Annotated in this window: 26 protein-coding genes and 1 pseudogene; 12 read left to right on the forward strand and 15 right to left on the reverse strand. The window is 64.5% G+C overall.

Going from position 1 to position 26,248, the window contains the following annotated elements:
- Positions 1 to 12 precede the first annotated feature (12 nt).
- The 5 genes from EV665_RS17375 (at position 13) to EV665_RS17395 (ending at position 5,093) form a co-directional block, all read left to right on the forward strand.
- The gene (locus EV665_RS17375) at positions 13 to 900 is read left to right on the forward strand and encodes a carbohydrate ABC transporter permease (protein WP_133035074.1); all 888 of its coding nucleotides are present in this window, start codon (positions 13 to 15) and stop codon (positions 898 to 900) included.
- Positions 897 to 1,718 (forward strand): carbohydrate ABC transporter permease, encoded by an 822-nt coding sequence (locus EV665_RS17380; RefSeq protein WP_064334172.1) that lies wholly within the window; start codon positions 897 to 899, stop codon positions 1,716 to 1,718. The genes EV665_RS17375 and EV665_RS17380 overlap by 4 nt, the downstream gene beginning before the upstream one ends.
- A 23-nt stretch (positions 1,719 to 1,741) precedes the next feature.
- Positions 1,742 to 2,806: an ABC transporter ATP-binding protein gene (locus EV665_RS17385; protein ID WP_133035075.1), complete on the forward strand. Its 1,065-nt coding sequence runs from the start codon at positions 1,742 to 1,744 to the stop codon at positions 2,804 to 2,806.
- Positions 2,807 to 2,975: 169 nt separating this feature from the next.
- Positions 2,976 to 4,211: a cysteine desulfurase-like protein gene (locus EV665_RS17390; RefSeq protein WP_133035076.1), complete on the forward strand. Its 1,236-nt coding sequence runs from the start codon at positions 2,976 to 2,978 to the stop codon at positions 4,209 to 4,211.
- A gap of 60 nt (positions 4,212 to 4,271) precedes the next feature.
- Positions 4,272 to 5,093: a helix-turn-helix transcriptional regulator gene (locus tag EV665_RS17395; protein WP_064334169.1), complete on the forward strand. Its 822-nt coding sequence runs from the start codon at positions 4,272 to 4,274 to the stop codon at positions 5,091 to 5,093.
- A gap of 39 nt (positions 5,094 to 5,132) precedes the next feature.
- Here EV665_RS17395 and EV665_RS17400 read toward each other — a convergent pair whose 3' ends face one another.
- Positions 5,133 to 6,245 carry an aminotransferase class I/II-fold pyridoxal phosphate-dependent enzyme gene (locus EV665_RS17400; RefSeq protein ID WP_133035077.1) on the reverse strand — a complete coding sequence of 371 codons (1,113 nt, stop codon included), beginning with the start codon at positions 6,243 to 6,245 and terminating at the stop codon, positions 5,133 to 5,135.
- Between the two features lie 186 nt (positions 6,246 to 6,431).
- Between EV665_RS17400 and EV665_RS17405 the strand changes: the two genes are divergently transcribed.
- The 5 genes from EV665_RS17405 to EV665_RS17425 all read left to right on the forward strand — a co-directional run bounded on the left by EV665_RS17405 (position 6,432) and on the right by EV665_RS17425 (position 10,216).
- On the forward strand, positions 6,432 to 7,244 hold the full coding sequence (locus EV665_RS17405; RefSeq protein WP_133035078.1) for a transporter substrate-binding domain-containing protein: 813 nt from the start codon (positions 6,432 to 6,434) through the stop codon (positions 7,242 to 7,244).
- A gap of 66 nt (positions 7,245 to 7,310) precedes the next feature.
- Complete coding sequence (locus EV665_RS17410; RefSeq protein ID WP_133035079.1) at positions 7,311 to 8,006, forward strand: ABC transporter permease; 696 nt, start codon at positions 7,311 to 7,313, stop codon at positions 8,004 to 8,006.
- Positions 8,003 to 8,695: an ABC transporter permease gene (locus EV665_RS17415; RefSeq protein WP_133035080.1), complete on the forward strand. Its 693-nt coding sequence runs from the start codon at positions 8,003 to 8,005 to the stop codon at positions 8,693 to 8,695. The genes EV665_RS17410 and EV665_RS17415 overlap by 4 nt, the downstream gene beginning before the upstream one ends.
- Entirely contained in the window at positions 8,695 to 9,432 is a 738-nt protein-coding gene (locus EV665_RS17420) for an amino acid ABC transporter ATP-binding protein (RefSeq protein ID WP_133035081.1), read from the forward strand. Before EV665_RS17415 ends, EV665_RS17420 begins: the two co-directional genes overlap by 1 nt.
- Before the next feature lie 7 nt (positions 9,433 to 9,439).
- Positions 9,440 to 10,216 (forward strand): inositol monophosphatase family protein, encoded by a 777-nt coding sequence (locus EV665_RS17425; RefSeq protein WP_064334163.1) that lies wholly within the window; start codon positions 9,440 to 9,442, stop codon positions 10,214 to 10,216.
- A gap of 83 nt (positions 10,217 to 10,299) precedes the next feature.
- On the opposite strand, the gene dhaL (EV665_RS17430) is transcribed toward EV665_RS17425, so the two are convergent.
- The 14 genes from dhaL (EV665_RS17430) to EV665_RS17495 form a co-directional block, all read right to left on the reverse strand.
- Complete coding sequence (gene dhaL, locus EV665_RS17430; RefSeq protein WP_133035082.1) at positions 10,300 to 10,950, reverse strand: dihydroxyacetone kinase subunit DhaL; 651 nt, start codon at positions 10,948 to 10,950, stop codon at positions 10,300 to 10,302.
- A 28-nt stretch (positions 10,951 to 10,978) separates the two neighbouring features.
- Positions 10,979 to 13,096 carry a bifunctional sugar-binding transcriptional regulator/dihydroxyacetone kinase subunit DhaK gene (locus EV665_RS17435; RefSeq protein WP_133035083.1) on the reverse strand — a complete coding sequence of 706 codons (2,118 nt, stop codon included), beginning with the start codon at positions 13,094 to 13,096 and terminating at the stop codon, positions 10,979 to 10,981.
- A gap of 137 nt (positions 13,097 to 13,233) precedes the next feature.
- On the reverse strand, positions 13,234 to 13,875 hold the full coding sequence (gene dhaL, locus EV665_RS17440) for a dihydroxyacetone kinase subunit DhaL (RefSeq protein ID WP_133035084.1): 642 nt from the start codon (positions 13,873 to 13,875) through the stop codon (positions 13,234 to 13,236).
- A gap of 14 nt (positions 13,876 to 13,889) precedes the next feature.
- Positions 13,890 to 14,882 carry a dihydroxyacetone kinase subunit DhaK gene (locus tag EV665_RS17445; RefSeq protein WP_064334160.1) on the reverse strand — a complete coding sequence of 331 codons (993 nt, stop codon included), beginning with the start codon at positions 14,880 to 14,882 and terminating at the stop codon, positions 13,890 to 13,892.
- A 36-nt stretch (positions 14,883 to 14,918) separates the two neighbouring features.
- Positions 14,919 to 15,692 carry an SDR family oxidoreductase gene (locus EV665_RS17450; protein ID WP_133035085.1) on the reverse strand — a complete coding sequence of 258 codons (774 nt, stop codon included), beginning with the start codon at positions 15,690 to 15,692 and terminating at the stop codon, positions 14,919 to 14,921.
- A gap of 60 nt (positions 15,693 to 15,752) precedes the next feature.
- Positions 15,753 to 16,739 (reverse strand): substrate-binding domain-containing protein, encoded by a 987-nt coding sequence (locus tag EV665_RS17455; protein WP_133035086.1) that lies wholly within the window; start codon positions 16,737 to 16,739, stop codon positions 15,753 to 15,755.
- A gap of 86 nt (positions 16,740 to 16,825) precedes the next feature.
- Positions 16,826 to 17,830 carry an ABC transporter permease gene (locus tag EV665_RS17460; protein WP_133035087.1) on the reverse strand — a complete coding sequence of 335 codons (1,005 nt, stop codon included), beginning with the start codon at positions 17,828 to 17,830 and terminating at the stop codon, positions 16,826 to 16,828.
- Between the two features lie 53 nt (positions 17,831 to 17,883).
- The gene (locus EV665_RS17465) at positions 17,884 to 19,362 is read right to left on the reverse strand and encodes a sugar ABC transporter ATP-binding protein (RefSeq protein WP_133035088.1); all 1,479 of its coding nucleotides are present in this window, start codon (positions 19,360 to 19,362) and stop codon (positions 17,884 to 17,886) included.
- Positions 19,363 to 20,102: 740 nt separating this feature from the next.
- Positions 20,103 to 20,945, reverse strand: a complete 843-nt coding sequence (locus EV665_RS17470; protein ID WP_133035089.1) for a sulfite exporter TauE/SafE family protein — start codon at positions 20,943 to 20,945, stop codon at positions 20,103 to 20,105.
- 68 nt (positions 20,946 to 21,013) lie between these two features.
- Positions 21,014 to 21,724, reverse strand: coding sequence for a fumarylacetoacetate hydrolase family protein (locus EV665_RS17475; RefSeq protein WP_064334154.1), 711 nt, complete (start codon positions 21,722 to 21,724; stop codon positions 21,014 to 21,016).
- On the reverse strand, positions 21,724 to 22,476 hold the full coding sequence (locus EV665_RS17480; protein WP_133035090.1) for an ABC transporter permease: 753 nt from the start codon (positions 22,474 to 22,476) through the stop codon (positions 21,724 to 21,726). Before EV665_RS17480 ends, EV665_RS17475 begins: the two co-directional genes overlap by 1 nt.
- 6 nt (positions 22,477 to 22,482) lie before the next feature.
- Positions 22,483 to 23,289, reverse strand: coding sequence for an ABC transporter ATP-binding protein (locus tag EV665_RS17485; protein WP_064334153.1), 807 nt, complete (start codon positions 23,287 to 23,289; stop codon positions 22,483 to 22,485).
- A 1-nt stretch (position 23,290) separates the two neighbouring features.
- Positions 23,291 to 24,133, reverse strand: coding sequence for an ABC transporter permease (locus tag EV665_RS17490; protein WP_133035091.1), 843 nt, complete (start codon positions 24,131 to 24,133; stop codon positions 23,291 to 23,293).
- Positions 24,133 to 25,029 (reverse strand): ABC transporter substrate-binding protein, encoded by an 897-nt coding sequence (locus EV665_RS17495; RefSeq protein WP_245507749.1) that lies wholly within the window; start codon positions 25,027 to 25,029, stop codon positions 24,133 to 24,135. The genes EV665_RS17490 and EV665_RS17495 overlap by 1 nt, the downstream gene beginning before the upstream one ends.
- Before the next feature lie 342 nt (positions 25,030 to 25,371).
- Here EV665_RS17495 and EV665_RS17500 point away from each other — a divergent pair, with 342 nt between their 5' ends.
- Positions 25,372 to 26,046 (forward strand): FadR/GntR family transcriptional regulator, encoded by a 675-nt coding sequence (locus tag EV665_RS17500; protein ID WP_133035092.1) that lies wholly within the window; start codon positions 25,372 to 25,374, stop codon positions 26,044 to 26,046.
- Positions 26,047 to 26,096: 50 nt separating this feature from the next.
- Positions 26,097 to 26,248, forward strand: a pseudogene (locus EV665_RS17505) (isocitrate/isopropylmalate family dehydrogenase); the annotation flags it as partial.

The following is a 26,248-nucleotide window of genomic DNA, read 5'->3' on the forward strand; positions in this document are numbered from 1 at the left end:
CAGGATCGATCGATGACAACGAAGACACATCGCAGCCCCGTGTCCGAATTCCGCCTGCTGACGATCCCGCTGGTCGTGTTCCTGCTCGTCTTCCTGGGCTTTCCGGCCATCGTCAACCTTGTCTATTCGGTCTCCGAGGTCAGCTTCGAGACGTTGCGCCGCCCCGAAATCACCGGCTTCGGCAATTTTGCGGCCGTGTGGAGCGATGCCGCTTTCTGGCGGGCAAGCTGGTTCTCCTTCCGCTTCGGCCTGCTGACAGCCGTGCTCGAATGCGCGCTCGGCCTGTTCCTTGCCATATTCCTTGCCCCGCTTCTCGAAAGGCGAAGCTGGCTGATGGCGATCCTCATGCTGCCGCTGATGGTGGCGCCCGCACTTGTCGGCCTGATGTACCGGCTCGTGTTGCACGAATTCGCCGGCCCCGTGCCCTATTATCTCTGGGCCTGGTTCGGCGCGAGCCTTTCCTTTCTCGGCCCCGGCTCGGCCTTCTGGACCCTGATCGTCGTCGAGACGCTGCAGTGGACGCCCTTCGCCTTCCTGCTGTTCTACATGGCCTACCAGGCGATCCCCCGTGAGATCATCGAGGCCTCGTCCATGGACGGCGCGCGCTACCACCACCGGCTCTGGTACATCGAGCTGCCGCTGATGACGCCGACCATCGTGGTGGCGCTGCTCATCCGCTTCATCGACGGCTTCCGCGTCTTCGACAACGTCTATGTGCTGACCGGCAGCGGCCCGGGCGGCTCCACCGCCTCGCTGTCCATCTATATCTATGAGGCCTTCTTCAAGCAGGGCGCCATCGGCAAGGCCGTCGCCGCCTCCGTCATCCTGTTCGCCGCCTCGTTCGCCGTGCTCTACGGCCTCAACGCCATTGCCGCCCGCCGCAAGGGAGCCACCCGATGATCAATATGCTGCGCTGGATCGTCTTTGCCCTCGCGGCCATCGCGATGAACTTCCCGATCCTCGTGACGCTCTCCACCTCCTTCAAGAGCGCGCGCGAGCTGACCACCAATCCGGGCCTCTGGGTCCAGGCTCCGACGCTTGAGAACTACGCTGCGGTCTTCACCGTCTCCGACCGGCTGAACATCTTCCTCTATCTCGTCAACAGCTTTGCCGTCGCCGCGCTGGGCACGCTGCTGGCGGTGGCGCTCGCCCTGCCCGCCGCCTATGCGATCGCGCGCGGCAAGGTCGGCGAACGCACGCTCTTGCCGCTCATCGTCAATCTGCGCGCCGTTCCGCTCGTCATCTTCGCCATCCCGCTCTACATGATGTTCCAATGGCTCTCGCTGCTCGACACGCGGCTCGGCCTCGGCCTCATCCTCGCCATCGTCAACCTGCCGCTCGCCCTCGTCATCCTCGTCAACGCCATCCGCGACCTGCCGAGCGAGCTCGACGAGGCTGCGCTGATGGACGGGGCGACGCGCACGCAGATCCTCGCGCGGGTCATCGCCCCGCTCTGCCGGCCGGCCATCGTCACCGGCGTGATCTTCGGCTTCATCACCGCCTGGAACGAATTCCTCTTCGGCCTGATGCTGACGACATCCAAGGCCGTGCCGATCACCGTCGGCGCCTCCTTCTTCTTCGCCGCCAGCGGCGGCGGCGTGCAATGGGGCGTCGCCTCGGCCGTCATGATCGTGGGGGCACTGCCGCCCATGCTGCTCGGCCTTCTCATGTATCGCCAGATCAGCGGCTCCATGACGGCCGGCGCGGTCAAGGGCTGAAACAGGGTTTCCCGGAGGTTCAAATGGGTACGATTCTGCTGGAAAAGGCCGGAAAGCGTTATGGCGGCGTCGAGATCATGCGCGATCTCGACCTTGCCATCGCCGACGGGGAATTCGTCGTCATCGTCGGGCCGTCGGGATGCGGCAAGTCCACGCTGCTGCGCATGATCGCCGGCATCGAGGAGACCACGTCGGGCAGGATCCTGATCGACGGCCGGGATGTGACCAATGCTCCCCCGGTCGAGCGCGAACTGGCTATGGTGTTCCAGTCCTATGCGCTTTATCCGCATATGACGGTGCGCCAGAACATGGGCTTCGGCCTGAAGCTCGCCAAGCTGCCCGCCGCCGCCATCAAGTCCAAGGTCGACGAGGCCGCCGAGGCGCTGAAGCTGACGCCCCTCCTCGATCGCTATCCCAGGCAGCTCTCCGGCGGCCAGCGCCAGCGCGTCGCCATCGGCCGTGCCATCGTGCGCCAGCCGACAGCCTTCCTCTTCGACGAACCGCTCTCCAATCTGGATGCGGCGCTGCGCGTCGACATGCGGCTGGAGATTGCAAGGCTCCACCGCTCGCTCGGCGCCACCATGATCTATGTCACTCACGACCAGGTGGAGGCAATGACGCTTGCCGACCGCATCGTCGTGCTGAAGGAAGGGCGCATCATGCAGCATGGCAGCCCGCACGAACTCTACGAACGGCCGGCCAATCTCTTCGTTGCGCAATTCATCGGCAGCCCCAAGATGAACGTGCTGGACTGCGCGCCCGCCGGCGAAGGTGCACTCGACCTTGCCGGCGAAGGCCGGATCGATCTTGCCTTTTCCGGTGCACCGGCTCGGCTTGGCGCACGCCCCGAACATCTCCGGCTCGTTTCACCCGAGGCGGGCCATTGCCGCGGCACCGTGGAGGTCGCCGAATATCTCGGCGGCAGCACCAGCGTCTTCGTGCGCAACGATCGCCTCGGCCTGGTCAATGTCAGCGCCCCAGCCGACATGCCGGTGCGCATCGGCGAAACCGTCGGGATCGCCATCGACCCCATCCGCGCCTCCCTCTTCGACGCCGACGGTTTCAGCCTCGCAAGACAGGCCGGCTGATACGCTTCACCGTGTGGCTGAGAATGGTGCCGTCTTCCGCAATCCTCCGCTCAGCCGCATCGTCAAGACGACGGTGCTCTTCGGCTATCATCTCCTAGGAGGATGGCGAGGCATGGCGGAAAACGGCACACAGGGACGACAACACAGCGTTCTGCAAAGGGTGCCGCCCATGACTGCCTATCCGATCGACCTGATCCGCGCCTCTTTCCCTGCTCTGGAAAATTCCCGCACGGCCTATCTCGACAATCCGGCGGGAACACTGGTTCCGCAAACGGTCATCGCGGCCGTGGCGGAGGCGATGGCGACGGCCTCTTCCAATCTCGGCGGACGATTTGCCGCCTCGCAGCGGGCGGATGCCACCTGGCGCCTGGCGCATGAGGCGGCGGCGGAATTCGTCAATGCCCGGTCCTGGCAGGAGGTCGTCATCGGCCCGAACATGACGACGCTGGCCTTCCAGATGGGCCGGGTCCTCGGCAAGACCTTTTCGCAGGGCGACGAGATCATCGTTACCCGCATGGACCATGAGGGCAACGTCTCGCCGTGGCTTGCGATGGCCGAGGAATACGGTCTCGTGGTGAAGTGGCTGCCGTTCAACAGGGAAAGCTGGCGCATCGAGCCTGATGATCTTGCAGCCCTTCTGACGCCGCGTACGAAATTCCTCGCTCTCAACTACGCCTCCAACATGACCGGCAGCATCAACGACGTCACCGCGCTGACGGCGATGGCGCGGGCGGCGGGCGCGCTCGTCTGGATCGACGCCGTGCAGCTTGCGCCGCATCGCCTGCCCGACGTGCAGGCGATCGGCTGCGATTTCCTCGTGTGCTCGTCCTACAAGTTCTTCGGCCCGCATCTCGGCGTGCTGTGGGGGCGCGGCGATCTGCTGCGCGCGCTGCCGCCGCACCGCGTGCGCTGCCAGAGCGACGACATTCCGGACCGCTTCTGCACCGGCACGCCGCAGACCGAACTTCTGGCCGGCCTGACGGCGACGATCGACTATCTGGCTTCGGCAGGCGAGGCGACCGGCAACACCGGCACGCGGCGCGAGAAGATGGCCGGCGCCTATCAGGCCTTCGACGCCTATGAGGCCGGTCTCACGCGGCGGCTGATCGGCGGGCTGACCGCCATGCCGGGCGTCCGGCTGGTCGGCATCGCCAATTCCAATCTCTTCGCCCATCGCGTGCCGACGATCTCCTTCACGCATGAGCGTGTTTCGACCCATCGCTTTGCCGAGGCGCTGGCGGCCGAGGACATCAATGTCTGGTCCGGCCACAACTACGCGCTGGAGCCGGCCCGTCATCTCGGCCTTTCCGAGGAGGAAGGGGTGGTCCGCATCGGCATCGCCCATTACAACTGCGCCGAGGAGATCGAGCGCACGCTTGCGGCAATCGACAAGCTTGTCGCTTAGGACGGGGTGTCGTAAGGCGTAGAAGTAACCGTTTTCCTTGGGAATCTTGCAGATGGCCCCATGACAGAAACCGTCGCCGCCAGTTGGATCGCGCCTTTCGCGCATGCGCTCGACCGCTACGACCAGCCCGATAGCGTTTCGGCGCTTCTGGCGGCCATCGGTTCGGTCGCGCGGTTCCATGTGGCATTGTCGGTGGTTCATCGCAAGAACGGCGGCCCGAGCTATGTGTTCGACACGTTCTCCGGGCCACGGGCCAAGCGCGCGGTGCAGCTTTTCATTGCCGGCACCTACCTGCTCAATCCCTTCTACAATGCTTATCTCGCCGGCCTGCCGGCCGGCATTTACCTGATGCGCGATCTGGCGCCCGATCAATATCTCGATTCCGATCTCTACCGCGGCCTCGACATCCGTCGCCACGAGGACGAGGAGCTGGGCTACCGCACGCATGGCTGGCCGGAGGGCATGGAGGAGCTGCTGATCGCCATGGACCTGCCGGGCGGGGAGATGGCGGAGATCAGCCTGTCGCGCATCCGCAGCGAGGGCGGTTTCGACGAGGCCTCGATCGCCCGGTTGCGCGAGGCGCATCCGATGATCGCCGCGATCTTCCGCCGGCTCTGGGCGCATCTTTCACGCAGCGAGAATACCCCGCAGGCGCGCCCCATCGATCATCTTTTCAGCGATTTCGGCCGCGATCTCCTGAGCCCCCGGGAACGGGAAGTGGCCCTTCTCATCCTGAAGGGCCATTCCAGCGAGTCGATCAGCTATCACCTCGGTATTTCGATCGCGACGGTGAAGACCCACCGGCAGAAGCTTTATGCAAAGCTCAATCTGTCCACGCAGCAGGAACTGTTTTCGACATTCCTGCGCAGCCTCAATCTGTGAGGCGAGGGGACGAACCGGGCTCGCCCCCCTCCTTTCCTTTCAACCCTTCAGGTTGTCGCGGATCGCGGCGGAGATGGCGGCAAGGCCCTTGCGCAGCTCGTCCTCGGTCGGCCAGGCATAGCCGATGCGGAAATGCCGGTCGTCCTGCTCGAACCAGCTGCCGCGGCCGACATAGGCCTGGTGACGGCTGTAGAGGCTTTCGTGGAAGCCGGCGAGATCGACATCGGCCGAGGGCACGATGCGCGGGAAACAGACGCAGCCGCCCGACGGTTCGATCCATTCGACAAGCGGTTCGGAAGCGATCCAGTCCTTGACGATGGCAAAGGCGCTGGCGATGCGGGCATTGTTGAAGGCGAGCCATTCGTCGCGCTGGCTGAGCGCGACATAGGCGATGTATTCATCCACCGTGCTGCCGGAAATGCCGATCTGCTCGCGGGCGGCAAGGAAGGTTTCCATGAGCGCGGCATCGCGCGTGATCAGCCAGCCGATGCGGATGCCGGGAATGCCGTAGGTCTTGGAGAGCGAGGAGACACTGATCACCCGGTCCGACAGGCTTGCGGCGACCGGCAGCATCGGCCCCGAGGTCATCTCGCGATAGGTCTCGTCGAAGAGGAGGCACGTGCCCTTGCGCTCGACCAGTGCAACCAGCGCCTTCATCTCGTCCTCGCAGATCATCACGCCGGTCGGATTGTGCGGATAGGTGACGGAGACATATCTGGTCTCGGGCCGGATTGCCGCTTCGATGGCCTCGAGGTCGAGCCGGTAGCCGGTCTCGAAGGTGAGGTCGACGATGCTCATGTCCGCGCCGATGGTGCGCGGCGTTTCGAGGTTCGTCGCATAGTTCGGGCGCACAACGACGATGTGGTCGCCGGCCTGAAGCATGGAGGTGGCGATGATGAAGAGCGCGCCCGCGGCGCCTGCGGTCACGAGCACGTCGTCGGCCGAAAGGCCTTCACCGGTGCGGGCGATGAGGCCGCGCAGGTCCGGCGCGCCGCGATGGTCGCCATAGCACAGGAGGATATCGTCCAGCTTCAGGTTCAGCTCGCCGAGGCGCCGGTCGGCGACGGAGCTTTCCGAGAGATTGTAGCGGATCGTGTCGTAGCCGAGCTGTTCGGGCGATTCCAGCTCGATGGGCATGCGGACATATTTCATGGGGCTCTCCTCTGGCCTGCATGTGACAGGGCTAGATCAACCGCGCGTCACATTCCATCCTCCCCGAGGGTGATGACGGGCATCATCCCCTAGGTGGATTTCCTCCCCCTTCCTCCCGGCGCATCGTTCCCCATCGGCGGAGTGAGGACCGTCGCAAGAACTGACCTAACAAAGAAGGGGAATGCCATGAAATTCATGACCGGTCTGTTGTCTGCTGCAATCGTCGGCTTGGCGGTTGCCATGCCTGCCCAAGCCGAAACGCTGCGCGTCGGCATGGAATGCACCTATGCGCCCTTCAACTACCGCACGCCGGAGGGCGAGATGGCGGGTTACGACGTCGACGTCGCCAAGGGCATCGCCGAGCGTATCGGCGTCGATCTCGACTATGTCTGCCAGGAATGGGACGGCATGATCCCGTCGCTGCTTGCCAACAAGTTCGACCTCATCGTCGCCTCCATGTCGATCACCGAGGAACGCAAGCAGAAGATCGACTTCTCGATCCCCTACCGCGTTTCCGTCGGCCGCATCCTCGGTTCGAAGGAAGCGAGCCTCAAGCTGTTCGACGAGGCCGGCAATCCGATCCCGGATGCCTTCAACGGCCTGCGCTTCGGCGTGGAGCGTGCCTCGACCTATGCGAAATGGGTGGAAGCCAAGCTGCCGGGCGCCGAGATCTCCCTTTATGACGGCGCCCAGCCGATGCTGCTCGACCTGCAGAACGGCCGCATCGACATCGCCATCACCAACCCGATGAAGGCTTATCTCGACTTCCTCAGCAAGGAGAACGGCGCCGGCTTCGAATTCGTCTCGCCGCCGATCGACGAAGTCGAGTATTTCGGTCCGGGTGTGGGCGTCGGCCTGCGCAAGGGCAATGACGAGCTGCTCGCCAAGATCGACACGGCGCTGGACGAGATGATCAAGGACGGCTCGCTCGAAAAGTACAGCCTGCAATACTTCCCCTTCTCCATCCATCCGTCGAACTGGAAGGGCGTCGGCCAGTAAGCATGACCTCCGGGCGTCGCGCCAGGCGCGGCGCCCGATCTCGCATGAAGATTACGGAGGTATGGCATGTCGGTTCTCGACGGCTGGTGGGACGACTTCTTCTTCGGCCTGATGACGGTGTTGCAGGTCTTTTCCGTGGCCCTGGTGATTGCCGTCGCCTGCGGGCTGCTCGGCGCCTCGGCCAAGCTTTCCAAAAGCCGCATCCTGCGCGCCATCGCCCAGGCCTATACGGTGGTGTTCCGCGGCGCGCCGGAGCTCCTGGTGCTGCTGCTCTTCTATTTCGGCATGGCCATCACGCTCACCTCGATCGTGCAGGCCTTCGATCCCTCGGTGAAATTCATCGATCTTCCGCCGTTCTGGGCCGGCTCCATCGCGATCGGCCTGATCGTCGGGGCCTATATGACCGAGACTTTCCGCGGCGCCTTCCTCGGCGTCGACCGGGGGCAGATCGAGGCCGCGCGGGCGCTCAGCCTCAAGCGCCACCAGATCTTCCGCTATGTGCGCCTGCCGCAGATGTGGCGGCTCGCCCTGCCGAATTTCGGCAATCACATGCTCTCCATCATGAAGGATACGGCGCTCGTCTCCATCATCGGGCTGGAAGAGATCCTCTTCGTCGCCAAGATGGCGAACTCGCTGATCCACCGCCCCTTCCTGCTCTACATGACCGTCGCCCTGATCTACCTCGCGATGACGACGGTGATCACGTTTGCCGTCGGCTGGCTGGAGCAGCGCGCCAACCGCCACCTGAGAGGTGCCCGATGAGCTTCGACCTCTCGCTGATCGCCGTCAGTCTTCCGAAGATCCTGCAAGGCCTCGGGCTGACGCTCAACCTGCTCGCCGTCTCGACCCTGTTCGGGCTGATCCTTGCCGTCGGCATCCTGCTGATGCGGCTCTCGCGCCGGGCCTGGCTGGTCTGGCCGGCCAAGGCCTATATCTACTTCTTCCGCGGCACGCCGCTGCTCGTGCAGCTCTTCGTCATCTATCACGGCCTGCCGCAGTTCGGCTTCATCAGGCAGAGCGTGCTCTGGCCGCTCCTGCGCGAACCCTACTGGTGCTCTGTCATCGCGCTGTCGCTCAACACGGCGGCCTATGTCTCGGAAATCCTGCGCGGCGGCGTGCTCGGCGTCGACAAGGGCCTCATCGAGGCGGGCAAGGCGCTCGGCCTCAGCAAGTTCCAGCGCACGAGCCGCATCACTGCTCCCCTCGCCGTCAGGCTGGCGCTTCCGGCCTACAGCAACGAGATCGTCTCGATGCTGAAGTCGACCGCGCTCGCCTCCACCGTCACGCTGATGGAAATGACGGGCGTTGCCCGCACCATCGTGGCCGACACCTTCGCCCCATACGAGATCTTCATCGCCGCGACGATCATCTACCTCGTGCTCGTCTGGATCATCCAGACTGGCTTCACGCTGGTCGAGACCTACGCGAACCGCCATGTGAGAAAGACCTGATGGCCGATATCATTGTCCTCGAAAAGATGAACAAGTTCTACGGCACCTATCACGCGCTGAAGGATGTCGATCTCACGATCGCCAAGGGCGAGAAGGTCGTGGTCTGCGGCCCCTCGGGCTCCGGGAAATCGACCATGATCCGCTGCATCAACCGGCTGGAAGAGCATGACAGCGGTCGCATCGTCGTGGGCGGGGAAGAGCTGACCGATGACGAGAAGAAGATCGATCTCGTCCGCCGCGAGGTCGGCATGGTGTTCCAGAGCTTCAACCTCTTCCCGCACATGACCGTGCTGGAGAACCTGACGCTCGCGCCGCGGCTGGTGCGCAAGATGGCGACGGGGGAGGCCGAGGCGATCGCCATGAAATACCTCACCCGCGTGCGCATCCCCGACCAGGCGAGCAAATATCCTTCCCAGCTTTCGGGCGGCCAGCAGCAGCGCGTCGCCATTGCCCGGGCGCTGTGCATGAACCCGGAGGTGATGCTCTTCGACGAACCCACCTCCGCGCTCGACCCGGAGATGATCTCCGAAGTGCTCGACGTGATGACCGACCTTGCCCGCGAGGGCATGACGATGGTCTGCGTGACGCACGAGATGGGCTTTGCCCGCTCGGTCGCCGACCGCATCGTCTTCATGGACCAGGGCGAGATCGTCGAGGTCTCCACCCCGGCCGAATTCTTCGCAGCCCCGAAATCCGAGCGTGCCCGCACCTTCCTCGGACAGATCCTTGCGCATTGAGAGAGCCATGACCGATCGTACCGAAACCTTTTTCGCCTTCGCCCAGGAGATCGCCAACGACTCCCGCGCTCTGCTCCTGGCCGCCGCCGAAGAGGCGCCCCGCGTCAACCTGAAACAGGATGCGAGCTTCGTCACCGCCACCGATCGCGCCGTGGAGGCACGCCTTCGCGAGCGGATCCACGCCACCTTCCCCGATCATGGCATCATGGGCGAGGAATATGGCAGCGAGCGGCTTGATGCCGAATTCGTCTGGGTGCTCGACCCGATCGACGGCACGGCGGCCTGGGTCGCGGGCATTCCGGTCTATGGCACGCTGATCTCGCTGGCGCGCGGCGGCAAGCCGCTGCTCGGCGTCATCGACCTGCCGGCGACGGGCGAACGCTTCACCGGCATTTCCGGCAAAGGCGCCTGGCACAATGGCAAGCCGGTCCGCTGCCGCAAGGGCACGGCTCTTTCGGATGCCTATATGACCTCATCGAACCCCCGCTTCATTCCCGAAGCCGACCGCGCGCCCTTCGCGCGTCTCGACGGTGCGGTGCAGTTCACCCAGTACGGCGGCAGTTGCTACAGCTATGCCTGCCTTGCGCGCGGACGCACGGACCTTGCCGTCGACGCCGGGTTCGACGCCTACGACCTCTTCGCCCCCACCGCCATCATCGAAGGCGCGGGCGGAATCGTCACCGACTGGCAGGGCGGCCCGCTCGATCTGAGCTGGAAGGGCTGTGTCGTCGCGGCCGGCGATGCGGCACTTCATGCGAGCGCCGTTCGTCTGCTTGCTGCCTGATCGGTCCAAAGGGCCAAACGGATTGGCGGTGGACGCGCCAAGAACGCTCTGCATGTTTGAATCCAGAGCATCCTGCATTCAGGCTATTCTGCCTGGGTGCAGGATGCTCCGGCGATAGCCTTGATGAGTGCGGCGGCGGACACCGCGCCGGGATCGGCATGGCCAAGCGAGCGCTCACGCAGGCGTGCGGCGCGGCCCTTGGTGGCGATCATCGTGGCAGTGGCGGCCGCGCCGTTTTCAGCGGCGTTTTCCACGGCCTTCCAGAAATCCGGTTTTGAAAGATTGCTGGCAACTCCTGCCGTGGCAGCCTCGGCGGCCGGCAACCAGACGTCGAGCATGGTCTTGTCGCCGCGCTGCGCCTTTCCGCGGTCGCGGATACCCTCGGAAATGGCGCCCAGCATGTCTCGGCAGGCGGCAAGATCGAGCTGATCACGGTCCGCGAGCGCTTGTGCGGCGCGCCGGAAGCCCGTCGCATAAAGCGGCCCGGTGGAAGCGCCGACGGCGTTGAGGAAACCGGACGCGGCCGTCGACAGCACGTCGGACGGGCTCGCGGTATCGAGATCGAGCGTGGAGAGGGCGGCGTTCACCGCCTTGAAGCCGATCGACATGGTGATGCCGTGGTCGCCATCGCCGATGGCGCCGTCGAGTTCGGACAGGTGATCCTTTTCCGTCTCGATCACCTCGGACATCCGTTCGAACATCCGGGCAAGCACTCGCGTCGCAGTTTCCGACATGTCTTCCTCCCCTTGAGCGCAGGCGGCCTCAGCCTCGCGCGGCTCCGTCCGTTTCAGGCGCATTGATGCTCAGGATCGCCGTCTGGCACGGATGGTGCAGCAGGTCGGTGAGCTGGCGGTCGAGATGCAGGATCGAGATGGAGGCCCCCACCATGTCGAGCGAGGTGCAATAGTGCCCGACCCAGTTGGCCTCGATCGTGATGTTCTTGGCGGACAGCCGCTGCTCCACCCGGCGGAACAGGATGTAGAGTTCCATCAGCGGCGTTGCGCCGAAGGAGTTGACGAGAACCGCCACCCGATCCCCGGGCTCGGCCTTCATCTCCTTGAATATGTTGTCCATGATCGTATCGACGATCTCGTCTGCGGTGCGGATGCGCTCGCGCGAGACCCCGGGTTCGCCATGGATGCCCATGCCGAGCTCCATGTCGTCGGGACCGATCTCGAAATTGTGCCGCCGCGTCTGCGGCATGGAGCAGGATTCGAGCGCGACGCCCACCGTATAGGTGCGGTCATTCGCCTTGCGGGTCACGGCCTCGCATTCATCGAGCGTCATGCCGCGGTCGCAGGCCGCACCCGCTACCTTGAAGACGAAGAAATTGCCGGCGACGCCGCGCCGGCCTTCCTTGTCTTCGACCGGCGAGGAGACGATATCGTCGGTGGTCAGCACGGTGCGGATGGGAATGCCCTGTTCCTCGACCAGTTCGGCGGCCATCTCGAAGTTCATCACATCGCCGGCATAGTTGCCGTAGACGAAGAGCACGCCCGCGCCGCCGGAGGCGGCTACGGCGCATTTGGCGATCGGATCCGGCGGCGGGGAGGAAAAGATGTTGCCGATCGCCACCGCGTCGGCCAGTCCCTTGCCGACATAGCCGACGAAGCAGGGCTCGTGCCCGGTGCCGCCGCCGATGACGAGGCCGACCTTGCCGGGCCGCGGGCCGTTGCGGGCGACGAGCGCGCGGCGCGAATTGCCGATCGGCTGGAGATAGGGCTTGTGCGCGGCGATCAGTCCGTCGAGCATCTCCTCGACTACATCATTGGGATTGTTGAGGAACTTCTTGACGTGGGTGCGATAGGCGTTGGCGACGGGCGTGCTCTTCTGGCGCTGAGAGAGCTTGCCGTCGAGGCTCGTCACGCCATCGGCGCGCAGGATACCGGCGCCGGTCGCCGCGTCCGTCACCAGCACGTTGACATAGCCCCCACGCAGCGCCGCCAGCAAAGCCGGCACCTTGTCGAAACCGCCCGCGACGGCGACGCGGGTGCCGATGCCACGCAGCATCTCCAGCGAGATACCGATCGTACGATCATCGAGGGGACCGGCGATGTGGCGGCCGCGCTCGTCGATGAAACGCCCGGCAAGCACGCCGGCGGCGCCCTTTGCGAGATAATGCTGCAAAGGCACGGATTCGAAGAAGCCGCTGGTGTGGATCGTCGAATTGGGACGGAGGGAGGAAATGCCGAAGACGATGCGGTTGGCGCGGGAAAGCGTGTCGAACTGTTCGCGGATCAGCGGCTCGGCCAGCAGCATGTCGTGCATCTGCGCGGAGGCGACGATGGCGGGGGCGGTGATGTTGACGCAGCGGGCGGAGATGGCGCGGGCGACGGCGGCCGTCGTCAGCTCCGGCGTATAGGCGAAGCTGGCGGTCGTGCCGCCGGTCGCCTGGACGACGGTGACATCCTGCAACGGGGCCATGTCCAGATGCTCGCCGACGGAGAGGACCGTGCGGCCCCAGGCGACGGCGAGTGTGTCGCCGGACTTGATCATCTTGGAAAGCGCCTGCGCGCCGGCAGCACCCAGCCTGCCGATCAGCGGGCGCGTGTTGTCGTCGTTCGGCACGACGAGACAATCGGCGAGGCCGAAATGGCGCTTCAGCTCCTGCGCGATGGTGAGCGAGGCGAGGCGGGCGGGCTCGATGGAGATGTTGACGATACCCTTTTCGCGGGCGTCGGCGAGGTAGCTGTTGACGGTGGCGCGCGAGACGCCCATCGCCTCGGCGATCTCGCCCTGCGTCATGCCGTCTTCATAGTAGAGCCAGCAGGCCCAGACATAGGGATCGTCGCCATAGCGCAGCGGGATCGAATCGAGGCCCTCCGGCCCGTTCGCCCGGCTGATGCCGCCCTTGCGCGGCGAGGAAGTCTTCAATGCCATCGGTTTCGCCGGTCCCCCTTCAGGCGGCGACCATGAAAGCAACGCCGCCGGTTTGCAACATGCTTCGGCAAAAAAGCGGCGCGCGACCCGTCACGATAGACGGGCCGCGCATCCTGGGAGGAACTCTTGGGCCGGCGTCAGACGAGCCGGGTGCGCGCGCCCTCGGACAATTCCTTGAGGATGATGGCGCAGGAGGTCGCGCCGGCATCGAGCACGCCGAGCGAGCGTTCGCCGAGCCGGCTGGCGCGGCCGATCTTGGCGACGAGGTCGATCGTCGAGTCGCGGCCGGCCTCGGCGGCGGTGACCAGCACTTCCAGCGCCTCGCCGAAGGATTTTCCCTCCGCCGTCGCCTTGTCGAAGGCCTCGACGGCGGGCACGAAGGTGTCGAGCAGCGTCTTGTCACCGACCTTGGCCGAACCGATCGACTGGATGCCGGAAAGGCCGGCATGCAGCATTTTGCTGTAGGCGGCTGCGTCGATCTTCTCCACGCCTTGGATCGTCTCGGCGAATTCCGTGAACATGACGCCGTAGAGCGGGCCCATCGAGCCGCCGATCTCCGTCATCAGCACGGTGCCGAGCGTATCGAGGGATTCGGCGAGCGGCGCATTCTTGCCCTTCAGCCGCTCGGCGGCCATGCCGAAGCCCTTGGCCATGTTCACTCCGTGGTCGCCATCGCCGATCTTGCCGTCGATCTCGCTGAGATAGGCCCGGTTCTCGACGATCCGCTCGGCCATCGAGAGGACGATCGCGCCGCAGGACGCATTGTCGAAAGTCTGCATGGGTCTTCCTCCCGTCACAGGATGATCGTGCAACGCGTCTCGACATCGAGCAGCGTCTTCAGGTCGTCGTCGAGCGCCATGACGGTCAGCGTCGCACCGACCATTTCCAGCGAGGTGAAGTAGTTGCCGATCCAGGTTTTGCGGATCTTCAGGCCACGCGCCGAGATCTCGCTCTCGATCGTGTCGTTGAGGATGTAGAGCTCGTTGAGCGGCGTCGCGCCGAGGCCCGAGACCAGCACGGCGACTTCGGTGCCTTCGGGAAGATCGTGATCGTCGAGCACGATCTTCACCATGTCCCTGGCGACCTCCTCAGCCGTCTTCAGCGTCTCGACGCGCACGCCCGGCTCGCCGTGATGGCCGATGCCGACTTCCATCGTGCCCGGCTCGATCTTGAAGTTCGGATGGCCGACGGCCGGCAGCGTGCAGGGGCCGAGGCCGACGCCGATCGAGCGGCAGTTGTCGATCGCCTTCTGCGCGGCGGCGCGGACTTCTTCGAGGCTGGCGCCGGTCGCGGCCTTCGCGCCGCCGATCTTCCACATGAAGATCTCGCCGGCGACGCCGCGGCGCTTCTCGCGTTCCTCGATCGGGGCCGAGCAGACGTCGTCATTGGCAACGACGGTCGCGACCTCGATCCCGTCCTTGGCGGCGAGCTTCGTCGCCATCTTCACGTTCATGTTGTCCCCGGCATAGTTGCCGTAGAGCACGACGACGCCCTTGCCGCCGTTGGCTTCACGGATGGCGTCGTGGAAGCTCTTGGCGGTGGGCGAGGAGAAGAGCTCGCCGACGGCGACGGCGTCGAGCATGTTCCTGCCGGTATAGCCGATGAAGGCGGGCTCATGGCCCGAGCCGCCGCCCGTCACCACGCCGACCTTGCCGGCAAAGGGGGCCTCCCTGGCGACGACGACGCGCGGGTTTTCCGCAAGGCGCACGATATCCGAATGCGCCTTCACGAAGCCCTTCACGGTATCCTCGACCACCAGGTCCGGGTCGTTGATGAAACGCTGCATGGTAACTCCTTGAGAATTGCGAGAGCCGGTCCGGGCTCAAAGAATGGTGTAGCCGCCGTCGATCAGAAGGTCCGCGCCATTGATCATGTCGGCGCCCGGCGAGGCCAGGAACACGGCGGCGGCGGCGATCTCTTCCGGGAAGGCGAAACGGCCGGTCGGGATGCGCTTCTTGGCGGCTTCGCCCTTCTCTCCGGCCCAGGCCTTCTTGCCGAGTTCGGTGAGCACGATGGTGGGCGAGATCGTGTTGACGGTGATGCCGTGTTTGCCCCATTCGGCGGCGAAGGTCTTGGACATGCCGATGACGCCGAACTTGGAGGCGCAATAGGCGACATGCTCCTCGATCGCCACCGTACCGGCCTGCGAGGCGAGGTTGACGATCTTGCCGCCCTTGCCGCTAGCGATCATGCGGCGGCCGACCGCCTGGGTGACGAGGAAGCTGCCCTTGAGATTGATGTCGATCGTCTTGTCCCACTGGGAAAGCGTCAGGTCTTCGGCGGGCGCCAGCGCGACGATGCCGGCGCTGTTGACCGCGATATCGATGCCGCCGAAGGCTTCGACCACGTCGGCGACGGCTTTTTCCACCGAGGCCGGGTCGGAGACGTCGCAGACGAAGGGCTTTGCCGCACCGCCGAGTTCCTCCGCCTTCGCCTTGGCGATATCGGCGTTGATGTCGAGGACCGCGACCTTCGCGCCCTTGGCCGCAAAGGCAGCGGCGATGGCCGCGCCGATGCCGGATGCGCCGCCGGTGACGAGCGCGACCTTGCCGTCGAGCGGGAAGTTGAGGTCGATCTTGGGAGGTGTGTCGGTCATCGGTTCAGCTTTCGGATGTTGAAGAGAACGGGGCGGCGAAGCCGCCCCGCAGATCGTGTATTACTTGCGCAAGTCCAGGAGCTGGTCGACGTTCTCGGCCGTGACCGGCGTCCACGGAACATTGTATTCCTTGTCCTTGCCGTCGTTGAACGGCATGTCCGGATACTGCGCCCAGATGTCGGACTGCGGCTTGTAATCGCCCTTCCTGGCGTGGAAGATCGCAAGATCCAGCGCACCCTGGGCCTGTGCGCGGGCGTCCTGGAGGATCGAGGTCATCGTGCCTTCCTTGACGGCGGTCAGCGCGTCGGTGACGCCGTCGATGCCGGCGATCGCGAAATCCTCGGTCTTCAGGCCCGCGGCCTTGATCGCCTCGATCGCGCCGAGCGCCATCTCGTCGTTCTGGCCGATGACGCCGTTGATCTGGCCGGGATGGGAGGTCAGCCAGTTCTCCATCAGCGTCTGGGCTTCGGCGCGCGACCAGTTGGCGGTCTGTTGCTCGAGGACCTTGACGTCCGGGCACTCGGCGAGCGCCTTCTGGTTGCCTTCCAGGCGCGAGATCTGCGCGGACTGGCCGATCGGGCCCTCGATGATCACGACATTGCCCTTGCAGCCGATCTTGTCGAGAACGGTCTTGGCTTCCATGTAGCCGGAAACCGTGTCGTCGGAGCCGACATAGGCGGCGAGCAGGTCGGAGTTCACGCGGGTGTTGGAGCCGACGACCGGAATGCCGGCGTCGCTGGCGGCCTGCACGGCCGTCGCGCCGGCTTCGATGTCGATCGGCACGAAGATGATCGCATTGAACTTCTGCGTGATCATCGTGTTGAACTGCTCCTGCTGGACCAGCGCGTCATAGCGGCCGTCGAAGACGGTGAGCTGGACTTCGCCGCTCTTGACGGCGGGGTGCTCTTCGAGCGCGGCGGACCAGATCTGCATGAATTCCGCGTTAAGGCCGTAGGGGGCCGCGCCGATCTTCAGCTTCTCCTGGGCCAGGGCGGACGAGGCGAGCAGGGCGGTCGCCGAGGCGAGCGCGATCATCAGTTTCTTCATGTCTTTCTCCTCCTTTGAGAATTCCGGCCGCACTTCGGCGTGCCGTTTCGTCCACGGGCGCGGGAAGACGCCCGGTTCCTGTCGGGCTAGACGCCCTGGTTTCGCTTCTGGTCGAGCATGACGGCGCCGACGATGAGGGCGCCCTTGAGGACCTGCTGGTAGTAGGACTGGATGCCCATCAGATCGAGGCCGTTGTTCATGACGCCGATGATGAGCGCACCGATCAGTGTTCCCGTCACCCGGCCGACGCCGCCCGAAAGCGAGGTGCCGCCGATGACGACCGCCGCGATGGCGTCGAGTTCGTAGGCGATGCCGGCCTGCGGCAGGGCGGAACCCGTGCGCGCCGAGAGGATCATGCCGGCAAGGCCCGACAGCGCGCCCGAGATCACATAGACCATGAAGCGGATGCGCGTGACGTTAAGGCCGGAGGTCTTGGCCGCATGCGGGTTGCCGCCGACGGCATAGATGTAGCGGCCGAAGCGCGTGCGGGTCAGCACCCACCAGGAGACGAGGAAGACCGCGGCGAGCAGGATGACCGGCATCGGAATGCCGAGGATGTTGCCCGTGCCGATCCAGCGGAATTCCGGGGAGAGCGCCGGCACCGGCTTGCCGCCGCCATAGATGAGGGTCGCGCCGCGGGCGGCCGAGAGCATGCCGAGCGTCGCCACGAAGGCGGGCACGGAAAAGCGCGAGACGATGAGGCCGACCAGCGCGCCGCAGCCGACGCCGACGAGGATGCCGGCGGCGAGCGCCACCACCATCGGGTAGGGCGCGCCGGCAATGCCGGCCGTTGCCGAACTGGTCACGAAGCTGGCGCTCACCATGCCGGCCAGCGCGACGACCGAGCCGACCGAAAGGTCGATGCCGCGGGTCAGGATGACGAAGGTCATGCCGATGGCGAGCACGCCGTTGATCGACGTCTGCAGCAGCACGTTGGAAATGTTGCCGGGCGTCAGGAAGAATTCGTTGGACACCGAGAGGATGGCGACGAGCAGCAGGAAGGCGAGGAAGATGCCGTATTCCTGCACGATCAGCCGGCGGCGATCGGAATTCAGCCAACTGCTGGCGGTCTTGTTCTCGATACTGGTCACGGTGTCACCTCTTGCCATGCGGGGTTGGATGCGTCGGTCGGGTCTCGTTCCGGTCAGGTCGACAGGTGCACGAGGGACTGGGCATCCGTTTCCTGCCGGCCGTGAATGCCGGCGGATCGTCCCTGCCGCATGACGAGGATGCGGTCGGACATTCCCAGGATTTCGTCGATTTCGGAGGAGATCATCACGACCGTGCCGCCGCTTGCGGCAAAATCGCAGATGATGCGGTAGATCTCGCGCTTGGCGCCGACATCGACGCCGCGGGTCGGCTCGTCGAGCAGCAGGACTCGCGGCTGGCGCAGGAACCACTTGCCGAGCACCACCTTCTGCTGGTTGCCGCCGGAAAGGCCGGAGACCGGCATCGTGTCGCGCGCGGCCTTGATGGCGAAGCGGGCGATCATGTCGGCGCTGGCCGACTGCTCCTCGCTCCTGCGCATAACGAAGGCCGGGCTCATTTCGGGCAGGCTGGCAAGGCAGATATTGTTGCGCACGCTGTCCGTCAGGTTGAGACCCGTCACCTTGCGGTCCTCGGTGACGAAGGCGATGCCCTCGGCCATGGCGTCGGAGGGCTGGCGGATGCTGACGGCCTGGCCGTCAAGGCGGATCGCGCCGGATGACGGGCGGTCCATGCCGAAGAGGCAATTGAAGATTTCCGTGCGGCCCGAGCCCATCAGGCCGTAGATGCCGAAGATCTCGCCCTTGCGCGCGGTGAAGGAAATGTCCTCGATCTTGCCGGGTGCGGAAAGGCCGGAGACTTCGAGGCCGGCGGTCTCGGTCGGCGTGTTGGTCTTGATATATTCCTCGCCGAGCTCGCGGCCGACGATCATGCGGATGAGACCGGGGCGGTCGATGTCGGCAAGCTTGCCCGCGCCGACGAAGCCGCCGTCGCGGAAGACGGTGTAGCTGTCGGCGATCTGGAAGATTTCCGAGAGCCGGTGCGAGACGTAGACGATGCCCTTGCCCTCGGCCTTCAGGCGCTTGATGGCGGAGAAGAGGTGCTGGGCCTCCTTCTCGCCGATCGCCGAGGTCGGCTCGTCCATGAAGATGACGTCGGCTTCGTGGCTCAGTGCCTTGGCGATCTCGACCAGCTGCATCTGCGCGACCGAGAGGTTCATCATGTATTCGCGTGCGGAGATGCTGAATTCGAGGCGGTCCAGCAGCGCCTGGGCGTTGCGGTTCATCGTCTTGAAATCGATGCCGCCGAAGCGGGTGGAGGGCTCGCGGCCGAGATAGATGTTTTCGGCCACCGTCATGTGCGGGACCGGGCTCAGCTCCTGCTCGATGATGGCGATGCCGGAACGGAGCGCTTCCGCCGGGCTGCTGAATTCGACCGGCTTGCCGCGGTGCAGGATCGTGCCGCCGTCGCGCTTGTGGATGCCCATGAGGATGGAAAGGAAGGTCGACTTGCCGGCGCCGTTGCCGCCGCAAAGCGCGTGCACCGAGCCGGCTTCCAGCTCGAAGCGGCCGTCACGAAGCGCGGCAACGCCGCCGAAGGATTTTTTCAATCCCTCCACTTTCAGAAGTGGCTGCATGCATTCCTCCCGGCATTTCGAACGATGCTCTCCCATCGCATTTTTACAAAATACGTTTCTATGTCGACAAATGTCAATATATGAAATTAACAAACGATGGTCACCATTCGTCATTTGTCAAAATGTGTCGAATTGCGCGTGGTGCGATCGCCATCTGAAGCCACGAGTGGAGAAGTGGAGGCTGGGGACGGGAACCCAATTCGCGTGTTCACGATCAGGCCCCGGATCAGGAACTCTCAAGCGATCAGGCCGCGCCCGCGGTGAAAAGCCACCGGATTGTGGGTCTCCGGGGCGCCCCATCCCGGGCCATTGCCACAGATCTGGTGAGGCGAAAAAGCCCTCTCAGCCGCAATCGAAATCAAGCCCGGCTCTGCCCCACATCACCGGCTCTCCCGCTGCCAGAATTTCAACTCGATACCAATCGAGGCTGTTCTATGGGCGAAGGTTCAGAAGGCAGTTGGCGACGTCCACTCCCAACACAGCACAAGCGGAGTTGGCGTCTCGACGGTGTGGAGGAGATAGCTGAGCGCCAGCGAGGCCGCATTTTCAGTTGTCGGAGTTTTCCGTGATACTCAGCGAAAGCGCTGATCCTTTATCTGCGACCCACGTAGATACGGCGCCCGTGTCAAGGGGTCATATCCCTTCAATGTCCGGGATTTGAACGGCCGCTGGAATCTATTCTAGGCCAGAGTGAAAAATGCCGTCCGGGGTCGCGCCGGATGCGCGATTGCTGACTTCTGTCAGTTCGCGAATGCGCCGAAGGGCACCAGGTCTGCGATCATCTTGGCCGATGTGAGCGCCAGAAAAATGCCGAACAGCTTGCGCAAGGTGCCGGGCTCGATCGTGTGGGCGGTTCTGGCTCCGAGCGGGGCGAACCACATGCTCGTCAGCATGATCGCCACCATGCCGGCGATGTTGACGTAGCCGAGGGAATAGACGGGCAGGCCTTCCTTGCCCCAGCCGTTGACGATGTAGCCGAGCGTGCCGGGCAGGGCGATGATGAGGCCGATCACCGATGCCGTGCCGACGGCGCGGCGGACCGGATAGCTGCAGACGCTCAAGGTCGGCACGGTGAGCGTGCCGCCGCCGATGCCCATCAGCGTGGAGATCGTGCCGATGCCGGTGGCCATCGCCGCCTGGCCGGGTTTTGCCGGCAGCGAACCGATCGGATGCCAGCCTTCCCGGGTGAAGAGCATGTAGGCGGCGACGATGGCCGCGACGAAACCGAAGATCGCCGTCAGCGTTTCCCCCGGCGCATAGGCGGCGATCAGGACGCCGATCATCACGCCCACGGCGACGAACGGTCCCCAGAGCTTCAGAAGGTCCGTATCCACTGCACCGCGTGCCCGGTGAGCCCGGATCGACTGGAAGGACGTGGGGATGATCGTTGCAAGCGACGTGCCGACCGCGATGTGGGCGCGCAGCGCCGGATCGACCTCGAAGAAGGCGAGCACATGGTAGAGCACCGGCACGACGATGATGCCGCCGCCAACGCCGAGCAGGCCGGCAAGGAAGCCCGAGACGCAGCCGACAAGGCCGAGAACCAGGGCGAATGTCGTCATAACGGTCAGCGAAACCGGCATCGTCGTTCTTCCGATCGAGGGGAGCTTGGGTGGGGCGGGACGGCGCGCCGGAGCGCGCCGCCGGTCTTTCAGGCGACCTTGAAGGACACTTCGTCGACACCGTCGACATGGGCGACCATCTCGTCGCCCTTGACGATCGCGCCGACGCCGGCCGGCGTGCCGGCGAAGATCAGGTCGCCGGGCTGCAGCGTGAAGAGGCGCGAGAGATAGGCGATCATTTCCGGCACCTTCCAGATCATCTGGTTGAGATCGCCGTTCTGGCGGACTTCGCCATTGACCTTGAGCCAGATCGCGCCTTCCGTCGGGTGGCCGACCTTGGCGACCGGATGAAGCGGACCGCAGGGTGCGGAGTTCTCGAAGGCCTTGCCGGTTTCCCACGGGCGGCCGAGCTTCTTGGCTTCGCCCTGCAGGTCGCGCCGGGTCATGTCGAGGCCGACGGCATAGCCGTAGACGCAGTCGAGCGCCTGATCGAGGGGGATGTTGTCGCCGCCGCTCTTCAGCGCCACGACGAGCTCGACCTCATGGTGCACGTCCCTGGTCTCGGCCGGATAGGGGAAATCGGTGCCGGGCAGGACGAGCGTGTCGGGGTTCTTCTGGAAGAAGAACGGCGGTTCCTTGTTCGGGTCGTGGCCCATCTCGATGGCGTGGTCGGCGAAGTTGCGGCCGACGCAGTAGATGCGATGCACCGGGAAGAGTGCCTGGCTGTCGACGACAGGAAGCGTGGGGACGGCTGCCGGCTTGAAGACGTAGGCGGCATTGATGGAGGACATGTCGTTCATTATCGCGCTCCTGCGTAATATTCGATGCGTTTTTCAAAGAGTTCCACGCCCGCGGACAGAAGCATGGCTGCCGCGAAGAGGATGATTGTCAGAGCCCAGAAGCGCTCCATGTCGAACGAGCGGGAATAGAGCTCGAAGAGTTCGCCGTATCCGATGATGGACACGAGGATCTGGCCGATCACCACGCCCTTCACCCCACGGATGAGGCCGATGCGGATGCCCGCAAGGATCTCCGGAAGGGCGGAGAGCAGGATGATCTTGGTGAAGATCGTCAGCCGCGAGGCGCCGTAGCAGCGCCCCATCTCGATGAGCGAGGGCGGCACCTGCATGACGCCGGCCCGGGCATCGAGCACGATGATCCAGACGGCGAAGAGGAAGACGGTCACGACGACGGTGGTCTCGCCGAGGCCGAAGAGGATCATCAACACGGGCACGAGGGCGGACAGCGGCGCGCTGACGAACATGTTGACCCACAGGCCGAAGATGTTGTCGACGATCTTGAACCGCCCCATGGCAATGCCGAGCGGCACGCCGACGCCGATCGCCAGCGCCATGCCGACCACGAAGGACCGGAGCGTCACCAGCGAGGCGTTCTGCCAGGAGTTCGTCGCGACGAGGTCGAAGCCGGCCGAGACGATCGCGCTCATCGGGGGGATCAGGAAGATCACGTCCATCCTGCCGACGACTTCCCAGACGAGCGCCCAGAACAGGAGCGAGGTCATCATGGGGATCTTGATGCCGAAGAGTTTCATGGCGCGTCACTCCGCATATTGCCGGAGGCCCTGCCAGATCTCCTCGACCACATCGAGATAACCCTTGTCGCGCCGGATCACGTCCGGTGCGGCGGAGCGGTCGATATTGGGTTCGATGATCTGGGAGACGCGGCCGGGGCGTGGTGAAAGCAGCACGATGCGGTCGGAGACATAGACCGCCTCCTCGATCGAGTGGGTGACGAAGAGGAAGGTCTTGCGCTCCTTCTCGACGAGCTGGAGCAGGTCTTCCTGGAATTTTCGACGGTTCTGCTCGTCGACAGCCGAGAAGGGTTCGTCGAGCAGCAGCACGTCGGCATTGACCGAGAAGGCGCGCGCGATGCCAACGCGCTGGCGCATGCCGCCCGAAAGCTCGTGCGGATACTTTTCCTCGAAACCGGAGAGGCCGACTTCGCCGATATAGTGCTTGGCGATGCGATGGCGCTCCGCCTGCGGCACGCCCTTGAGCTCAAGACCGAAGCCGACATTGCGCAGCACCGTCGCCCAGGGCATCAGCGCGAAATCCTGGAAGACGAAGGCGCGTTCGGGACCGGGCCCGGTGACGACCTTGCCGTTGATGCGGATCTGGCCGGAGGTCGCGGGCACGAGGCCGGCGATGATCTTGAGCAGCGTGGTCTTGCCGCAGCCGGAGGGGCCGAGCAGCGTCGTCAGCTTGCCGCGCTCGAATTCGAGGTTGATGCCGCGCAGCGCCTCGATATCGCCGTAGCGCTTGCAGATGTCGCGCACCTCGACGATGGCGTCGGACGTGGCGGTTCCGGATTGGTCGGCCGCGCGGGCCGGCATGGGATTGGCCATGTCACTTTCTCCTCTTTTCGGGACGCAGGAAGCGGACCTCGATATATTGCAGGGCCGCAAGCGTGATCGTCGAAACGGCGATGATCGAAGCCACGGCCGCATACATGTGCGCGTAGTTGGCGATCGAGCGGTGGTAGGTGATGAGATCGCCGATCCCCGTCGGCGTGATCAGAAGCTCGGCGAGCATGACGCCGATGAAACCGGCGGCGATGCCGAGGCGCAGGCCGGCAAACAGCACCGGTGTCGCATCGGGAATGATGATCTTGGAGATCTGCTGCAGGCGCGTGCCCTGGAACGAGCGGCACATGTCGACGAGCGACGGGTTGACGTGGCGCACCGCCTTGTAGGAATTGAGCACGATCACCGGCAGCGCCAGCATGATGACGGCGAGCGTCTTGGCGACGAGGCCGATGCCGTAGACGAAGGTGACGAGCGGCACGAGGGCGGCCATCGGGGCGGCCTGGAGCACGATGAAGACCGGCGCCAGAAGCCATTCCGCCTTGTCGGACAGGCCCATGGCGATGCCGAGCCCGATGCCGAGCACCGCGGAAACGGCGACGCCGATGACGAGCGGCTGGAACGTGATGGCATAGGCCGGCAGCAGCGTGCCGTCGAGCGCCATCTCGATGAGTGCGGCGAGCGTTTCAAGGAATGTCGGGAAGGCGAAGCTGATCGGAACGCGACCGGCGATTTCCCAGGCGGTGAAGAGCGTTGCGAGCGACACCACGACCCAGAAGGACTTCCGGCGCCGGGCGAATTCGGCGAGCGTTTCGACGATGGTGGAGGAGCCGCTGCCGGCTCCTCCCGTCGCGCTCACCTTGTGAGGTGTAGCGGCCATGTGCATTATTTGGTTCCGATTTTGGCGAGCACCGCATTGAGTGCCGTGAGATCCCAGAAGTCCTCGACCTTGAGATCCGCGGCATTGCCTTCGAGCGCGCCGGAAATCGTGTAGAAGTCGAAGTCGTCCTTTGCGGCATCCTCGCCGCCGCCGTTGAGCGGAAGGGCGGGGGCGGCTTCCGCGAAGTACGGGTCGATGTCGGCGACCATGTCGGGCGTCGCATCCGGCAGCAGCTTGTATTTTTCCCGCAGCGCGACGGCCGACGTCGGGTCCGCCGCGACCTCGCGCCAGGTGGTCAGGATGCTCTCGACCAGGATTTCCACGTCCTTCTGGTTCTTCGAGAGATAGTCGGTGTTGGCAAAGAGCGCCTCGTCGGTGGCGGCCACCTCGCCGAGCGGCAGGAAGGCGAACTTGCCCGGCGCTTCCTTTTCCAGGATGCGCTTGCCGGAGGAGTCGACGATCGTCGCCTTGACGTTGCCCTGGAGCAGGGCGCCCGTGCGCACCTCGGCACCCGGCACGTAGGAGATGTTGGAATAGGCGATGCCGTTCTTGTCGGCCATCAGCTGCATGATCGCCTCGGTGCCGGAACCGCGCGAATGCACGGCGACTTCCTGGCCGTTCAGATCCTTCCACTCCTTGTAGAACTCGGTGTTGACCACCGGATAGAACTGCAGCTTGGACAGTTGCAGGAAGATGCGGATCGGCGCCTTCACCTTCTGGAGCAGCGCATAGGGGCCGCCGATGCCGATATCGGCCTGGCCGCTGACGACGGCCTGCGCGGCGATGTCCTCGCTTTTCAGGAAGGTCACCTGCACGTCGACACCCTTTTCCTTGGCGCGTTCCAGCGCGGCGAGGAGATGGAGGGATTCGACCGTCGCGATATCGCCGAAGGCGATACGCATCGGATCGGCGAAGGCCAACCCGGGCACTGCGGCAGAAAGGCAAAGTGCGGCGGCGACCGCAGACGCCCTCATTCGTCTGGCAAGCATGTTCATCTTTCTTCCTCCCAAAATCGGGTTTTCCTCAACCCAATTGAAACCAATTCTTCATTAAACGAACATTGTGTCAACCAATTAAACGTGCTGCGCTGCGGGATGTGCAGGCCAGTTGCGTTCCTTAATTGATTTAAATATCTGTTTTTATTCCCTATAAATTTATGACAGGACGCATGGTGCCTGCCGCATTGACAGCCGCTTATATGTTCAATATAACCGAACCAATCCTGAATTGGTTCGGATGATGCCATGATAGAGAACACCGACAGCGCTGTGCTTTCCCGCCTCAGGGACTTCCTCGCAACGGCGCAGCTTCCCGATGGCGGGCGCCTGCCGCCGGAGCGCGACCTTGCGGAAGCGCTGGATGTCGGACGCGGCGCGCTGCGCAAGGCGCTCGCGACCTTGCAGGCGGAAGGCGTGGTCTGGCGCCATGTCGGCAAGGGCACGTTCACCGGCGAGCGTCCGATCGACACGGTCGCGGATATCAATGCGATGGTACAGCGGACCAACCCGCTGGAGGTCATGGGCGCCCGCATTGCCTTCGAGCCGGAGGTCGCGCGCTGCGCCGCGCTGAATGCCACGCCCAGCCAGATCACCGAATTGCGCAGCGCCATGATGAAAGCGCAGCAGGCGCCGACCTGGCGGCTCTACGAGCAGTGGGACAACCGCCTGCACCGCCTGATCGGCGAATCCTCGCAGAACTCATTGCTGCTCGGCCTGCTCGACACGCTGAATGCGGTGCGCCGCGCCGTCACCTGGGGGCGGCTGCGCGACACGCCCGTCCGTCCGCCGCCGGACCACCATTCCTTCGAGGAGCACGCCCGCATCGTCGAGGCGATCGCCAACCGCGACGGCGCTGGCGCGGCGGATGCGATGCGCCGGCACCTGCGCAGCGTCGAGGGCCATATGCGCGACATGCGCTGAACCGAAATCCGAAGAGGGGCGGCAAAAGGCTGCCCAGGGGAGAACATGGAATGACGAAGATCAAGGTCGCCAACCCGGTCGTCGAGCTCGACGGCGACGAGATGACACGCATCATCTGGCAGTTCATCAAGGACAAGCTGATCCATCCGTACCTGGACATCGACCTCGAATATTACGACCTCGGCATGGAGAACCGCGACGC

The sequence above is a fragment of the Shinella granuli genome (assembly GCF_004341885.1).
Lineage (GTDB): Bacteria > Pseudomonadota > Alphaproteobacteria > Rhizobiales > Rhizobiaceae > Shinella > Shinella granuli.

Bases quoted from the DNA above. Each gene is read 5' to 3' on its own strand.
- EV665_RS17375 (WP_133035074.1), top strand. From the start codon at position 13: ATGACAACGAAGACACATCGCAGCCCCGTGTCCGAATTCCGCCTGCTG.
- EV665_RS17380 (WP_064334172.1), top strand. From the start codon at position 897: ATGATCAATATGCTGCGCTGGATCGTCTTTGCCCTCGCGGCCATCGCG.
- EV665_RS17385 (WP_133035075.1), top strand. From the start codon at position 1,742: ATGGGTACGATTCTGCTGGAAAAGGCCGGAAAGCGTTATGGCGGCGTC.
- EV665_RS17390 (WP_133035076.1), top strand. From the start codon at position 2,976: ATGACTGCCTATCCGATCGACCTGATCCGCGCCTCTTTCCCTGCTCTG.
- EV665_RS17395 (WP_064334169.1), top strand. From the start codon at position 4,272: ATGACAGAAACCGTCGCCGCCAGTTGGATCGCGCCTTTCGCGCATGCG.
- EV665_RS17400 (WP_133035077.1), bottom strand. From the start codon at position 6,245: ATGAAATATGTCCGCATGCCCATCGAGCTGGAATCGCCCGAACAGCTC.
- EV665_RS17405 (WP_133035078.1), top strand. From the start codon at position 6,432: ATGAAATTCATGACCGGTCTGTTGTCTGCTGCAATCGTCGGCTTGGCG.
- EV665_RS17410 (WP_133035079.1), top strand. From the start codon at position 7,311: ATGTCGGTTCTCGACGGCTGGTGGGACGACTTCTTCTTCGGCCTGATG.
- EV665_RS17415 (WP_133035080.1), top strand. From the start codon at position 8,003: ATGAGCTTCGACCTCTCGCTGATCGCCGTCAGTCTTCCGAAGATCCTG.
- EV665_RS17420 (WP_133035081.1), top strand. From the start codon at position 8,695: ATGGCCGATATCATTGTCCTCGAAAAGATGAACAAGTTCTACGGCACC.
- EV665_RS17425 (WP_064334163.1), top strand. From the start codon at position 9,440: ATGACCGATCGTACCGAAACCTTTTTCGCCTTCGCCCAGGAGATCGCC.
- dhaL (WP_133035082.1), bottom strand. From the start codon at position 10,950: ATGTCGGAAACTGCGACGCGAGTGCTTGCCCGGATGTTCGAACGGATG.
- EV665_RS17435 (WP_133035083.1), bottom strand. From the start codon at position 13,096: ATGGCATTGAAGACTTCCTCGCCGCGCAAGGGCGGCATCAGCCGGGCG.
- dhaL (WP_133035084.1), bottom strand. From the start codon at position 13,875: ATGCAGACTTTCGACAATGCGTCCTGCGGCGCGATCGTCCTCTCGATG.
- EV665_RS17445 (WP_064334160.1), bottom strand. From the start codon at position 14,882: ATGCAGCGTTTCATCAACGACCCGGACCTGGTGGTCGAGGATACCGTG.
- EV665_RS17450 (WP_133035085.1), bottom strand. From the start codon at position 15,692: ATGACCGACACACCTCCCAAGATCGACCTCAACTTCCCGCTCGACGGC.
- EV665_RS17455 (WP_133035086.1), bottom strand. From the start codon at position 16,739: ATGAAGAAACTGATGATCGCGCTCGCCTCGGCGACCGCCCTGCTCGCC.
- EV665_RS17465 (WP_133035088.1), bottom strand. From the start codon at position 19,362: ATGCAGCCACTTCTGAAAGTGGAGGGATTGAAAAAATCCTTCGGCGGC.
- EV665_RS17470 (WP_133035089.1), bottom strand. From the start codon at position 20,945: ATGCCGGTTTCGCTGACCGTTATGACGACATTCGCCCTGGTTCTCGGC.
- EV665_RS17475 (WP_064334154.1), bottom strand. From the start codon at position 21,724: ATGAACGACATGTCCTCCATCAATGCCGCCTACGTCTTCAAGCCGGCA.
- EV665_RS17480 (WP_133035090.1), bottom strand. From the start codon at position 22,476: ATGAAACTCTTCGGCATCAAGATCCCCATGATGACCTCGCTCCTGTTC.
- EV665_RS17485 (WP_064334153.1), bottom strand. From the start codon at position 23,289: ATGGCCAATCCCATGCCGGCCCGCGCGGCCGACCAATCCGGAACCGCC.
- EV665_RS17490 (WP_133035091.1), bottom strand. From the start codon at position 24,133: ATGCACATGGCCGCTACACCTCACAAGGTGAGCGCGACGGGAGGAGCC.
- EV665_RS17495 (WP_245507749.1), bottom strand. From the start codon at position 25,029: ATGCGTATCGCCTTCGGCGATATCGCGACGGTCGAATCCCTCCATCTC.
- EV665_RS17500 (WP_133035092.1), top strand. From the start codon at position 25,372: ATGATAGAGAACACCGACAGCGCTGTGCTTTCCCGCCTCAGGGACTTC.